Here is a 12,953-nt window from a genome sequence, read left to right as displayed (position 1 = left end):
ATCTTTGTCGCTCAGGCTGCCCTCACCTGACGGTGTCGACGCGGGTCAGTTGTACGGGTCGTCGGCGCCCGGTGGCACGTCGGCGCCCGGGTGGCGTTACGGGCGCCGGGTGGCTCCCGCGGTGGCGGCGGCCCCCGCAGCCCCGGCCGCCCCGACGGCAGCGGCGCTGGCGGGCTCCGCACCCTCGCCAGGCCCCCCGCCCGCGGCTGTCGCGCATCTGTGGGTGCGGGTGTGGGTGCGGGTGTGCGGCAGGCCGGGTGGGTCGGTGCCGGGGTCCGTCGCCACCGCGCGCGGCGGGTGTCCACCCCGCACCACCAGCGGCACCGTCCGGGCCAGCACGCGCAGATCCATCCCCAGCCAGTGCTCCTCCGCGTAGTGCAGATCGAGTACGGCCATCTCCTCCCACGGGAGCTCCGACCGCCCGCCGATCTGCCACGGCCCCGTGACGCCCGGCCGGACCGCCGCGCGGGCCCGCTCCATGCCCGTGAGCGGGGTGCCCGGTGCGAGGGGGAACGGACCGACCAGGGACATCTCACCCCGTACGACATTGATCAGCCCGGGCAGTCCGTCGAGGTGGTGGTGGCGGAGCCAGCGCCCGGCGCGGGTGGTTCCGGGTGCCCGGAACAGCAGCATCGCGAACGTTCGGCCATCGTGACCGCGCCGCTCCCGGCGGGCCAGGAGTGGGCCGCGGGTGATCACGGCGGCGGTGGCCGCGACGGCGAGCAGCGGCGGGCCGAGGAGGAGGAGCAGGAGTACGGCTCCGAGAACGTCGACCGCTCGTTTCGCGGACACGGGCGCGCACCCCTTCTTCCTTCTTTTCTGTGGTTCTGGTCCGTGCCGGTCCGTCCCGCGCGGGAGGTGTGCTCCGGCTCCGTCGGGGGGAGGGTGGCCGTGGCGGCACATGCGCCGTGCGGTGGTTTGGGTGGATATGCGGGCATGACTCTCGCAGATGTGGGGTGCACGAGGCGGCCCGCCGCGCGTGACGAACCCCGGAGTGCCCCCGCAGGAACGAGCGCGAGTGGGTCGTGGGTGGGTCTAGGGGCAGGACTATGACCCCCAGGGTCAGGGCCAGGGCCAGGGGCATGGGCGGGTCATGGGTAAGGGTGCGGATAAGCGCGGGATAAAAGTTGAGTCGCTCCGACTCAGGTCTGTTGACTCGGGGGGAGTGGTCATGCATCCTTGAGTCAGATCCACTCAAGTAGTCAGCTGGAGGAATTGACATGGCACGTGCGGTCGGCATCGACCTGGGCACGACTAACTCCGTCGTCAGCGTTCTGGAGGGCGGCGAGCCCACCGTCATCACCAACGCCGAGGGTGCCAGGACCACGCCGTCCGTCGTCGCCTTCGCGAAGAACGGTGAGGTGCTGGTAGGCGAGGTTGCGAAGCGCCAGGCGGTCACCAACGTCGACAGGACCATCCGGTCGGTCAAGCGCCACATGGGCACCGACTGGAAGATCGAGATCGACGGGAAGAACTTCAACCCGCAGCAGATGAGCGCCTTCATCCTGCAGAAGTTGAAGCGCGACGCGGAGGCGTACCTCGGCGAGAAGGTCGCGGACGCGGTCATCACCGTCCCGGCCTACTTCAACGACTCGGAGCGCCAGGCCACCAAGGAGGCCGGTGAGATCGCGGGCCTCAACGTCCTGCGCATCGTCAACGAGCCCACCGCCGCGGCCCTGGCCTACGGCCTCGACAAGGACGACCAGACGATCCTCGTCTTCGACCTCGGTGGCGGCACCTTCGACGTCTCGCTGCTGGAGATCGGCGACGGCGTCGTCGAGGTGAAGGCGACCAACGGCGACAACCACCTCGGTGGTGACGACTGGGACCAGCGTGTCGTCGACTACCTGGTGAAGCAGTTCGCCAACGGACACGGCGTCGACCTGTCCAAGGACAAGATGGCTCTCCAGCGTCTCCGCGAGGCCGCGGAGAAGGCGAAGATCGAGCTGTCGTCCTCGACCGAGACGTCGATCAACCTCCCCTACATCACGGCGTCCGCCGAGGGCCCGCTGCACCTGGACGAGAAGCTCACGCGCGCCCAGTTCCAGCAGCTCACCTCCGACCTGCTGGACCGGTGCAAGACGCCGTTCCAGAACGTCATCAAGGACGCGGGCATCCAGCTCTCCGAGATCGACCACGTCGTTCTCGTCGGTGGCTCCACCCGTATGCCGGCCGTCGCCGAGCTCGTCAAGGAGCTGACCGGTGGCAAGGAGGCCAACAAAGGTGTGAACCCGGACGAGGTCGTCGCCATCGGCGCCTCGCTCCAGGCCGGTGTCCTCAAGGGTGAGGTCAAGGACGTCCTGCTCCTCGACGTGACCCCGCTGTCCCTCGGCATTGAGACCAAGGGCGGCATCATGACCAAGCTCATCGAGCGGAACACCACGATTCCGACGAAGCGCTCCGAGATCTTCACGACGGCCGAGGACAACCAGCCGTCGGTCCAGATCCAGGTCTACCAGGGCGAGCGCGAGATCGCCGCGTACAACAAGAAGCTCGGCATGTTCGAGCTGACCGGCCTGCCCCCGGCCCCGCGTGGTGTCCCGCAGATCGAGGTCTCCTTCGACATCGACGCCAACGGCATCATGCACGTGACCGCGAAGGACCTGGGCACGGGCAAGGAGCAGAAGATGACCGTCACCGGTGGCTCCTCGCTGCCGAAGGACGAGGTCGACCGGATGCGCCAGGAGGCCGAGCAGTACCAGGAGGAGGACCACCGCCGCCGTGAGGCCGCCGAGGTCCGCAACCAGGGCGAGCAGCTCGTCTACCAGACCGAGAAGTTCCTCAAGGACAACGAGGACAAGGTCCCGGGCGATGTGAAGACCGAGGTCGAGGCCGCGGTCGCCGAGCTCAAGGAGAAGCTCAAGGGCGGCGAGTCCGCCGAGGGCGAGAACTCCGCCGAGATCCGCACCGCCACCGAGAAGGTCGCCGCCGTCTCGCAGAAGCTGGGCCAGGCGCTGTACGCCGACGCCCAGGCGCAGCAGGCCGCTGGTGGCGCCGAGGGTGCGGCCGGGCCCGCGGGCGAGCAGCCCAAGGCCGATGACGATGTCGTGGACGCCGAGATCGTCGACGACGAGAAGGACAGCAAGGGTGGTGCCGCGTGACGGAGGAGACTCCGGGGTTCGACAAGGACGACTTCGACAAGGACAGCGAAGACAACGACGCGAACCCCACCGTCCCCTCCGGCGCCACATCTGACGACGCCGCCGATGCCGCCGAGCCCTCCGACGAGGAGGGCGAGGCGGCCCCGGCAGGGGACGCAGCGAAGATCACCGGTCTGACCGCCGAGCTGGACCAGGTCCGTACCGCGCTCAACGAACGCACCGCGGACCTCCAGCGGCTCCAGGCCGAGTACCAGAACTACCGGCGCCGGGTGGAGCGCGACAGGATCACGGTCAAGGAGATCGCCACGGCGACCCTGCTGACCGAGTTGCTGCCCGTGCTCGACGACATCGGTCGCGCCCGTGAGCACGGGGAGTTGGTGGGCGGCTTCAAGTCGGTCGCCGAATCCCTGGAGACGGGCGTCGCCAAGATGGGCCTCCAGCAGTTCGGCAAGGAGGGCGAGCCCTTCGACCCGACGATCCACGAGGCGCTGATGCACAGCTATGCGCCGGACGTCACCGAGACGACGTGCGTCGCGGTGCTCCAGCCGGGGTATCGCATCGGCGAGCGGACCATCAGGCCCGCTCGGGTCGCGGTCGCCGAGCCCCAGCCGGGCGCGACGCCGGGATCGAAGGACGACGCGGTTGACGACGAGGAGAGCGGTGGCCCGGACGAGGGCTGACGCCTTGACGGCGGCGACCGCCGGGACGCTTGACCGGAGGACTGTCCGGAAGGAGGGACGTCGATGAGCACGAAGGACTTCGTCGAGAAGGACTACTACAAGGTTCTCGGCGTCCCCAAGGACGCGACCGAGGCCGAGATCAAGAAGGCGTACCGGAAGCTCGCCCGCGAGTTCCACCCGGACGCCAACAAGGGCGACGCCAAGGCGGAGGAGCGCTTCAAGGAGATCTCCGAGGCCAATGACATCCTCGGTGACCCCAAGCGGCGCAAGGAGTACGACGAGGCCCGCGCCCTCTTCGGGAACGGCGGCTTCCGCCCCGGTCCCGGCGCGGGCGGCGGCGCCGGCTCGTTCAACTTCGACCTGGGCGACCTCTTCGGAGGCGCCCAGGGCGGGGCCCAGACCGGCGCCGGAGGCTTCGGCGGCGGACTGGGTGACGTCTTCGGCGGGCTGTTCAACCGCGGCGCCGGCACCGGTGCCGGTCCGTCCGGCACCCGGGTGCAGCCGCGCCGCGGCCAGGACATCGAGTCCGAGGTGACGCTCAGCTTCACCGAGGCCGTCGACGGGGCCACGGTCCCGCTGCGGATGTCCAGTTCGGCCGCGTGCAAGGCGTGCTCGGGCACCGGCGACAAGAACGGCACCCCCCGGGTCTGTCCCACCTGTGTCGGCACCGGCCAGGTGTCGCGCGGCGGCAGCGGTTCCTTCTCGCTGACCGACCCGTGTGTGGATTGCAAGGGGCGCGGTCTGATCGCGCAGGACCCCTGCGAGGTCTGCAAGGGCAGCGGGCGGGCCCGTTCCTCGCGGACCATGCAGGTCAGGATTCCGGCGGGCGTCTCCGACGGCCAGCGGATCCGGCTGCGCGGCAAGGGCGCCCCCGGCGAGCGCGGCGGCCCCGCCGGCGATCTGTATGTCGTCGTGCACGTGGGCGACCACCCGGTCTTCGGCCGCAAGGGCGACAACCTCACCGTCACCGTGCCCGTCGCCTATACGGAGGCGGTGCTCGGCGGCGAGGTCAAGGTGCCCACCCTCGCCGGCCCCCCGGTCACCCTGAAGCTCCCGGCCGGTACGCCCAACGGACGCACGATGCGCGCCCGGGGCAAGGGAGCGGTCCGCAAGGACGGCACTCGCGGCGATCTGCTGGTCACCGTCGAGGTCGCGATCCCCAAGGACCTGGGCGACAAGGCGAAGGAAGCGCTGGAGGCGTACCGCGAAGCCACCGTGGACGTGGACCCCAGGGCCGACCTGTTCCAGGCCGCGAACGGAGCGTGAGTGAGTGATGGACGGAAGGCGTCGTAACCCCTACCAACTGACCGATGAGACGCCGGTGTACGTGATCTCGATCGCGGCCCAGCTCTCCGGTCTGCATCCGCAGACCCTCCGGCAGTACGACCGGTTGGGCCTGGTCTCTCCGGACCGCACGGCCGGCCGGGGACGGCGCTACTCCGCCCGTGACATCGAACTGCTGCGCACCGTTCAGCAGTTGTCGCAGGACGAGGGGATCAACCTCGCGGGCATCAAGCGCATCATCGAGCTGGAGAACCAGGTCGCCGCGCTCCAGAACCGGATCGCCGAGCTCTCGGCGGCGGTGGAGGGCGCGGCGACGGCGATGCGGCAGCGCGAGGCCCAGGTGCACGCCTCGTACCGGCGCGATCTCGTGCCGTACCAGGACGTGCAGCAGGCGAGCGCGCTGGTGGTGTGGCGGCCCAAGCGGCCCGATTAGCGCGACCCATCTCTCCGCGGAAGGCCGCGGCCCCCGATCATCCGGGGGCCGCGGCCTTCCGTGCGATCCGGGGCGATGGGCGTGGTTCTCGGCCGAGGTGTCGGGTGCGGGCGGCCGTGCCGGTGTTTCGGCGGGATTCTGCGGCCCGCCCGGGTATGTACCGACCCCCTGGCCCGGTCGACCGTCCGGCAACCCCTCAGACGGGCCGTCAGTGCGTCGGACTCCCGCTCGGGCCGAGGCATTGCCTCCGCACATGGCGCGGGGGCGATGCCTCGGTCCGGCCGTGGCAGCCGGTGCCGGTCCTGAACCGGCACCGGTCCAAGACCGGCGCCGGTTCAGGAGTCGTGCTCCAGGATCCCCGACTGGGCGATGAGATAGCCCAGTTGGGTACGGCTGCCGCTGCCCAGTGACGATCCCAGCTTGGCGATGTGGGCCCGACAGGTCCGTACGTTCATCCCGAGCCGACGCGCGATGGCCTCATCCACGTGCCCCTCCACCAGTAGTTTCGCGATGGAGCGCTGCACGCCGGTGATGCCGTCCAGATCGGGCCCGTACGCCACGGGCTCTTCCCAGGGCAGACCGTGCAGCCAGAACTGCTCGAAGACCCCGACGAGATACTCGACGATCCCCTTGTGCCGGAGCTCCAGCGCGGAGAGCCGGTCGCTGCTCGCCGGGATGAAGGCCACCTTGCGGTCCACGATGATCAGCCGGTCGATTATTTCCTCAAGGGTGCGCACCTCGACTCCGGCCGGCCCCACCCGCTCCATATAGGCGAGCGTGGTGGGGTGGTGACGTGCGGTGTGTTGGTAGAGCGTGCGCATCCGTACGCCCCGCTCGATCAGCGGTTCCACCCGGCGCAGCGCCTTCTCCAGGATGTGGGGCTGCCGCCCGCTGCCCGGCTGGACGGTGAGCAGCTCCTCGGTGCAGTCGGCGGTGACCTGATCCAGCGTTGCGTTGATGCGGTTGAGACCCTCCAGGACGGTTATCCCCTGCGGGGCGGTGGAATTCTGAGCGGTGTACGCCATGAACGGCTCAAGTGCGTCCGTCAGTGCGACAGTTCGCCGTCTCCGCTCCTGGATCTCCCGCTCGATGGGGTGTATTAGCTGGGTCAACGCGGTGGTCGGAGGGACCGGACGGAGCCACTGGGGGTCGTCGGGATCCCGGTGCAGCAGGGCGAGATCGAAGAGACAGGGCGTGGATTCGGCTTCTGACCGGGCGATACGACCGGTACGCAGTGCGGTGATGTAAAGACTTTTCCCCGCCTCGCACAGTTCGCCGTCCGCGTGAGGGTGTCCGGATTCGCCCTCATTAGACGTCATATGCACCCCCTCAGGTTCCTGCATTACAGGAACATGATGCCTGCCGTCGCTGGTGCAAGCGTTCGGAGTGAGACATCGTCTTATGCGCGGGGGAGGAGGAATGATCAAAAGAGGTGGAGATCACCCATGTCTAGGACGCTACGTGCTCTTTGTGCTCTTGCCATAGCGGCGGCCGCGCTAGGTGCGGTGGCTTCCGGTGAGCCCTCCTGGGGTAGCTCCGTCACCGGCACGGTGGCGGCGACCACGGGCGAGCCTTCGTGGGGCCTCACTTCCGCTGACGCGGGGGCGGGAGCACTCGGTGAGCCCTCCTGGGGTTCGGCGCCGACGGCTGGCACGACTACGCCCGGTGAGCCCTCCTGGGGAGTCCCTCCGACCAACAACACAGAAGCATGACCGTTCCACCGGACGACCGGGTCTTCCGGCGTGAGATGGCTACGGCTTATCGATCGGGGTGGCATTTCATCGACCTCGTCACGGCAATCCCCCACCGTGGCGACTCGTTGATGGTCACTCTGTTTGGAGAGCCGATCGTCGTGGCGCGCGAGGAGGACGAGGACGTTCGTGCCTACCGGTGCCTTCGCCGACCCCGCGGAGCTCCACAGCCCGTCCGTTGCGCCATCCGGTACGGAATGATTTTTGTCAACCTCGATCAGCGTGACCAACAGCTGGCCGAGCCCGACACCATCACCGCCACCCCCCGCAGTGCCTGAGCGATTCCCCCGTCGTTACAAGTCGCTCAGGTGCTTCCCCCACACAGCGGCGCCATCGCGGACCTGAAACGCGATGGCGCCGCTGTGCATTTCCCGTACGCCCGTACTCGCGTGCCCGGGAAGCCTGAAATCCGGCCCGGTGTCCCGGTGACGGCGCGCGGAACGTACGCGCGCCCCCTGGCCGGCGCCGAGGTACCCCCGGCCGGCGCCGAGGCGCCGGGGCCCGTCATGCGGCGGGCCGGGGCCCGTCATACGCGCCCGAGCGCCCGCTCCACCGCGATTTCGATGACCACCCGGTCCGGGTTGGGCCGCGGTACCCGGCTGTACCGCTCCGCGTAGCGCCGTACGGCGTCCGCCACCGCCTCCGGCTCCGTCCGCACCCGCGCGCGGCCCTCCAGCGTCGCCCAGCGCCCGCGGTCCACCTGACAGACCGCCACCCGCGCCCCGCCCTCGCCCGCGGCCAGGATGTTGGCGATCTTCCGACGGCTCTTGCTGGTGATCACCCGCGCGGTCCGCGTCTCCGGCTCATAGGTCACCCCCACCGGCACCACGTGCGGACTGCCGTCCGGACGGAGGGTGGTGAGGGTGCAGAGGTGGTGTTCGCGCCAGAAGGCGAGGTACTCGGGACCGGGATCGTGCACGTCGAACGCCATGCCCCGAGCTTAGGTCCTGTCCTGGCGGGTGCCGCAGCGTGATGGCGCGACCGGGTTGAGTGGAATAGACTCAACTTTATGCAGGTTGAATGAGTCAGTGTCAGTGAACAGCCGCTGCCTGCAAGGAGGAGAGAGCGCACGTGGACGCCGAGCTGACCAACAAGAGCCGTGACGCCATCAACGCGGCCACCAGCCGGGCGGTGTCGGACGGGCATCCGGATCTGACGCCCGCCCATCTGCTGCTCGCGCTGCTGACGGCCCAGGAGAATGAGAACATCATCGACCTGCTGGTCGCCGTGGAGGCGGATCAGGCCGTCGTCCGGGCGGGGGCCGAGCGGGTGCTCGGCGCGCAGCCGAGCGTCACCGGCTCGACGGTCGCGCCACCGCAGCCGAACCGCGAGTTCCTGGCGGTCATCGCGGACGCCGCCCGGCAGGCGAAGGAGCTGGGCGACGACTATCTCTCCACCGAGCATCTGTTGATCGGCATCGCCGCCAAGGGCGGCCAGGCCGGAGAAGTGCTGAGCGCGCAGGGCGCGTCGGCGAAGAAACTGCTGGAGGCGTTCGAAAGTGTGCGAGGTGGACGCCGGGTGACCACGGCCGACCCCGAGGGTCAGTACAAGGCGCTGGAGAAGTTCGGTACGGACTTCACCGCCGCGGCCCGCGAGGGCAAGCTCGACCCGGTCATCGGCCGGGACCAGGAGATCCGCCGGGTGGTGCAGGTGCTCTCCCGCCGCACCAAGAACAACCCCGTGCTCATCGGTGAGCCGGGCGTCGGCAAGACCGCCGTGGTGGAGGGGCTCGCCCAGCGGATCGTGAAGGGTGATGTCCCCGAGTCGCTGAAGAACAAGCGGCTGGTCTCGCTCGACCTCGGCGCGATGGTGGCGGGCGCGAAGTACCGGGGCGAGTTCGAGGAGCGGCTGAAGACCGTGCTCTCCGAGATCAAGGGGAGCGACGGCCAGATCATCACCTTCATCGACGAGCTGCACACCGTCGTCGGTGCGGGCGCCGGTGGCGACTCCGCCATGGACGCGGGCAACATGCTCAAGCCGATGCTGGCCCGTGGCGAACTGCGCATGGTCGGCGCGACGACGCTGGACGAGTACCGCGAGCGGATCGAGAAGGACCCGGCGCTGGAGCGGCGCTTCCAGCAGGTGCTGGTCGCCGAGCCGACGGTCGAGGACACGATCGCGATCCTGCGCGGTCTCAAGGGCCGGTACGAGGCCCACCACAAGGTCCAGATCGCCGACTCGGCGCTGGTCGCGGCGGCCACGCTCTCCGACCGTTACATCACCTCCCGCTTCCTGCCGGACAAGGCGATCGACCTGGTGGACGAGGCCGCCTCCCGGCTCCGGATGGAGATCGACTCCTCCCCGCTGGAAATCGACGAGCTCCAGCGGTCCGTGGACCGGCTGCGGATGGAGGAGCTGGCGCTGAAGAACGAGGCCGACGCCGCCTCCAAGCAGCGGCTGGAGAAGCTCCGCCGCGACCTCGCCGACAAGGAGGAGGAGCTGCGCGGCCTGACCGCCCGCTGGGAGAAGGAGAAGGAGGGCCTCAACCGCGTCGGTGAGCTGAAGGAGCGGCTGGACGATCTGCGCGGCCAGGCCGAGCGCGCCCAGCGGGACGGCGACTTCGACGCGGCGTCCCAACTGCTGTACGGGGAGATCCCGGCGCTGGAGCGGGAGCTGGCCGAGGCGTCCGAGGCCGAGGCGGAGGCCCGTACGGACACCATGGTCAAGGAGGAGGTCGGCCCCGACGACATCGCGGACGTGGTCGGCGCCTGGACCGGGATCCCGGCCGGCCGGCTGCTGGAGGGCGAGACCAGGAAGCTGCTGCGGATGGAGTCGGAGCTCGGCCGTCGGCTGATCGGCCAGTCCGAGGCCGTGCAGGCCGTCTCCGACGCGGTACGGCGGACCCGCGCGGGCATCGCGGACCCGGACCGGCCCACCGGTTCGTTCCTCTTCCTCGGCCCCACGGGCGTCGGCAAGACCGAGCTGGCGAAGGCCCTCGCGGACTTCCTCTTCGACGACGAGCGGGCGATGGTCCGCATCGACATGTCGGAGTACGGCGAGAAGCACAGCGTCGCCCGGCTGGTCGGCGCGCCCCCCGGCTACATCGGGTACGAGGAGGGCGGCCAGCTCACCGAGGCGGTCCGCCGCCGCCCGTACAGCGTGGTCCTGCTGGACGAGGTGGAGAAGGCGCACCCGGAGGTCTTCGATGTGCTGCTCCAGGTGCTCGACGACGGCCGGCTGACCGACGGACAGGGCCGCACGGTCGATTTCCGGAACACGATCCTGATCCTGACGTCCAATCTGGGCAGCCAGTATCTGGTCGAGCCGCTGACCGGCGAGGAGGAGAAGAAGCAGCAGGTCCTGGAGGTCGTACGGGCCTCTTTCAAGCCGGAATTCCTGAACCGGCTGGACGATCTGGTGGTGTTCTCGGCCCTCACCAAGGACGAACTGGAACTCATCGCCAGGCTTCAGATCGACCGGCTGGCGAAGCGTCTCGCGGAGCGCCGGCTCACCCTGGAGGTCTCCGAAGCGGCGCTGGAGTGGCTGGCCGACGAGGGCAACGACCCGGCGTACGGGGCCCGTCCGCTGCGCCGGCTGGTGCAGACGGCGATCGGCGACCGGCTGGCGAAGGAGATCCTCTCGGGCGAGGTCACGGACGGGGACACCGTGCGGGTGGACCGGTTCGAGGACGGTCTGATCGTGGGCCGGGCGTCCGGGAAGACGCTGTAGCGGTCACGAGGCCGGGGTGGGGGTTGCCACGCCCGCCCCGGCATGGGGGAGGATGGCCGCATCCGTACGAAGGGAAATCCACGGTGACCATCGATCCGTCCTCGATTCCTAATTTCGGGGGCCAGCCCCAGCCGCAGGCCGCAGGACCGGCGGGCCCCGTCGTTCCCGACCAGGACCTGGTCAAGCAGCTCCTCGACCAGATGGAGCTGAAGTACGTCGTCGACGACGAGGGAGACCTCGCCGCCCCGTGGGAGGAATTCCGCACGTACTTCATGTTCCGTGGCGAGGCCGACCAGCAGGTCTTCTCCGTCCGGACCTTCTACGACCGGCCGCTGCCGGTCGAGGACCGCCCGCGCATCCTCGATGTGATCGACGACTGGAACCGCCGCACCCTGTGGCCGAAGGTCTACACGCACCTCCACGACGAGGAGGAGGAGGCACCCGCCACCATCCGTCTCATCGGTGAGGCGCAGATGCTGGTGGGCACCGGCGTCAATCTGGAGCACTTCGTCTCCTCCACCGTCAGTTGGGTGCGGGCCGCGATCGAGTTCGACAAGTGGCTCGCGGAGCAGCTCGGCCTGGAGACGGCGGCCGGTCCGGTCGACGGCACCGGAAACGAGAAGCCCACCGAGGTCTGAGGCCCCCGCGGTCTCCGGCAAGGGCCCCTGGAGCCGTCCCCAGCGGACACGGCGCCCGGCTCCCCGACCGGCTCAGAGCGCGATCGGGGACCAGGTCAGCAGGTAGGCCCCATAGGCGAAGGAGAGCCCGGCCAGGGCGGCGGTCACCACGACCGCCGTCCCCGGCCGGGCTCTCGCCAGTCCCCGCGCCACCGGCAGCAGCAGCGGGAACGCGGGCAGCAGGAAACGCGGCTTGGACTCGAAGAAGCCGGAGCCGCCCACCGTGATCAGCACCAGTACGGCGGTGTAGACGACGAGCGCCAGCGGCGGCCGGTCCAGCGCGAACAGCGCGAACAGCACCACCGAGGCGGCCACCACCGCCAGGGCCACCACCAGCGGCAGCACCGTCGGCCGCAGCACGATGTCCCGCACCACCCGCAGCGCCCCGACGCCGAAGTCGAAGCGGGAGGTCCAGCCGCGCTGCACGGCGAAGTAGCCGCCGAGCGGATCGCCCTTGCGGAAGCCGACGTACAGCACATAGCCGCACCAGCCCGCGGGTGCCAGCGCGGCGCCGGCCCAGAGCCGCCAGGGGCCCCGGCCCCGGCACCGGACCAGTTCGTACGCGGCGACCAAGAGCACCGCCGCCGCCACCGCGATCCCGTTGGGCCGGGCCAGGCCCGCGAGCGCGGCGAGCGCCCCCGCCCAGAGCCAGCGCCGGGTGAGGACCGCGTACAGCGACCAGGCGGCGAAGGCGGTCAGGACGGGTTCGGTGTACGCCATCGACAGCACCACGGCGTGCGGCAGCAGCCCCCACACCACGACCAGCGCGGTCGCGGTGCGCCGCCCGTACAGCCGCTCGCCGATCGCGTAGATCCCCCAGGCCGCCGCGCCCGCCGCGGTCCAGGAGACCAGCAGCCCGGCGGTGCCGCTGGTCACGGGCGTGACATCGGTGATCGCGCGGACCAGACCGGGGTAGAGCGGGAAGAAGGCGAGATCGCTCTGGACGGCGCCGTCCGGCCAGCGGAGGGTGCGGCCGTAGCCGTTCTCGGCGATCAGGAGGTACCAGTCCGAGTCCCAGGACCTGGCGAGGGTGCGTCGCGGCGGTCGGTCGATGTGCCAGGCCCAGCCGGCCATCACGAGCATCCCGGTCACCCGCGCCACCGCGAAGAGGGCGAGCGCGGGGGCGGCCCGGAGCAGCGCGGCCCGCCAGCGGGGCACGGACCGCCCGCCGCGCGCCCTCCGCCCGCCCGCGCGCGCGCCGTACGCCGTCTCACCTGTCTCGTCGAACGCCTCGTCGTACGCCTCGGTGGAAGTCTCGGCGGACAGGGGGCACCTCCGGGCGCGCACATGGGTCTCTTCCACTCGACCATGAGCGGCCCCGGGGGTTCACGCGAGCGCTGCGCATCCGACGGGGCCGG

General features: G+C 70.0%; 11 protein-coding genes. 7 read left to right on the top strand and 4 right to left on the bottom strand.

Going from position 1 to position 12,953, the window contains the following annotated elements; translation table 11 throughout:
• Positions 1-96: 96 nt before the first annotated feature.
• Positions 97-792 carry a sugar transferase gene (locus ACH4S7_RS11685; protein ID WP_398520956.1) on the bottom strand — a complete coding sequence of 232 codons (696 nt, stop codon included), beginning with the start codon at positions 790-792 and terminating at the stop codon, positions 97-99.
• 428 nt (positions 793-1,220) lie between these two features.
• Between ACH4S7_RS11685 and dnaK the strand changes: the two genes are divergently transcribed.
• From dnaK to ACH4S7_RS11665, 4 genes are all read left to right on the top strand, one after another.
• Positions 1,221-3,101: a molecular chaperone DnaK gene (gene dnaK, locus ACH4S7_RS11680; RefSeq protein WP_398520955.1), complete on the top strand. Its 1,881-nt coding sequence runs from the start codon at positions 1,221-1,223 to the stop codon at positions 3,099-3,101.
• Positions 3,098-3,781: a nucleotide exchange factor GrpE gene (grpE, locus tag ACH4S7_RS11675; protein ID WP_398520954.1), complete on the top strand. Its 684-nt coding sequence runs from the start codon at positions 3,098-3,100 to the stop codon at positions 3,779-3,781. Before dnaK ends, grpE begins: the two co-directional genes overlap by 4 nt.
• Positions 3,782-3,844: 63 nt before the next feature.
• The gene (gene dnaJ, locus ACH4S7_RS11670; RefSeq protein WP_398520953.1) at positions 3,845-5,047 is read left to right on the top strand and encodes a molecular chaperone DnaJ; all 1,203 of its coding nucleotides are present in this window, start codon (positions 3,845-3,847) and stop codon (positions 5,045-5,047) included.
• 7 nt (positions 5,048-5,054) lie between these two features.
• Positions 5,055-5,498, top strand: coding sequence for a heat shock protein transcriptional repressor HspR (locus tag ACH4S7_RS11665; protein ID WP_398520952.1), 444 nt, complete (start codon positions 5,055-5,057; stop codon positions 5,496-5,498).
• Positions 5,499-5,833: 335 nt separating this feature from the next.
• On the opposite strand, the gene ACH4S7_RS11660 is transcribed toward ACH4S7_RS11665, so the two are convergent.
• Positions 5,834-6,817 carry a helix-turn-helix transcriptional regulator gene (locus tag ACH4S7_RS11660; RefSeq protein WP_398520951.1) on the bottom strand — a complete coding sequence of 328 codons (984 nt, stop codon included), beginning with the start codon at positions 6,815-6,817 and terminating at the stop codon, positions 5,834-5,836.
• 389 nt (positions 6,818-7,206) lie between these two features.
• Here ACH4S7_RS11660 and ACH4S7_RS11655 point away from each other — a divergent pair, with 389 nt between their 5' ends.
• Positions 7,207-7,527: a (2Fe-2S)-binding protein gene (locus ACH4S7_RS11655; protein WP_398520950.1), complete on the top strand. Its 321-nt coding sequence runs from the start codon at positions 7,207-7,209 to the stop codon at positions 7,525-7,527.
• Between the two features lie 248 nt (positions 7,528-7,775).
• Here ACH4S7_RS11655 and ACH4S7_RS11650 read toward each other — a convergent pair whose 3' ends face one another.
• On the bottom strand, positions 7,776-8,180 hold the full coding sequence (locus ACH4S7_RS11650) for a pyridoxamine 5'-phosphate oxidase family protein (protein ID WP_398520949.1): 405 nt from the start codon (positions 8,178-8,180) through the stop codon (positions 7,776-7,778).
• Positions 8,181-8,320: 140 nt separating this feature from the next.
• Here ACH4S7_RS11650 and clpB point away from each other — a divergent pair, with 140 nt between their 5' ends.
• Together clpB and ACH4S7_RS11640 are read left to right on the top strand one after the other, a co-directional pair.
• A complete protein-coding gene (gene clpB / locus ACH4S7_RS11645; protein WP_398520948.1) occupies positions 8,321-10,918 on the top strand; it encodes an ATP-dependent chaperone ClpB in 2,598 nt (865 codons plus the stop codon).
• Between the two features lie 83 nt (positions 10,919-11,001).
• Entirely contained in the window at positions 11,002-11,556 is a 555-nt protein-coding gene (locus ACH4S7_RS11640) for a YbjN domain-containing protein (protein WP_398520947.1), read from the top strand.
• 72 nt (positions 11,557-11,628) lie between these two features.
• Here ACH4S7_RS11640 and ACH4S7_RS11635 read toward each other — a convergent pair whose 3' ends face one another.
• Positions 11,629-12,882, bottom strand: coding sequence for a glycosyltransferase family 39 protein (locus ACH4S7_RS11635; protein WP_398520946.1), 1,254 nt, complete (start codon positions 12,880-12,882; stop codon positions 11,629-11,631).
• Positions 12,883-12,953: the final 71 nt, after the last annotated feature.

Source organism: Streptomyces sp. NPDC020965, assembly GCF_044333555.1.
Lineage (GTDB): Bacteria > Actinomycetota > Actinomycetes > Streptomycetales > Streptomycetaceae > Streptomyces.
This window is presented reverse-complemented; position numbering and strand designations above follow the sequence as displayed.

Bases quoted from the DNA above. Each gene is read 5' to 3' on its own strand.
- ACH4S7_RS11665 (WP_398520952.1), top strand. From the start codon at position 5,055: ATGGACGGAAGGCGTCGTAACCCCTACCAACTGACCGATGAGACGCCG.
- ACH4S7_RS11650 (WP_398520949.1), bottom strand. From the start codon at position 8,180: ATGGCGTTCGACGTGCACGATCCCGGTCCCGAGTACCTCGCCTTCTGG.
- dnaJ (WP_398520953.1), top strand. From the start codon at position 3,845: ATGAGCACGAAGGACTTCGTCGAGAAGGACTACTACAAGGTTCTCGGC.
- ACH4S7_RS11660 (WP_398520951.1), bottom strand. From the start codon at position 6,817: ATGACGTCTAATGAGGGCGAATCCGGACACCCTCACGCGGACGGCGAA.
- dnaK (WP_398520955.1), top strand. From the start codon at position 1,221: ATGGCACGTGCGGTCGGCATCGACCTGGGCACGACTAACTCCGTCGTC.
- ACH4S7_RS11655 (WP_398520950.1), top strand. From the start codon at position 7,207: ATGACCGTTCCACCGGACGACCGGGTCTTCCGGCGTGAGATGGCTACG.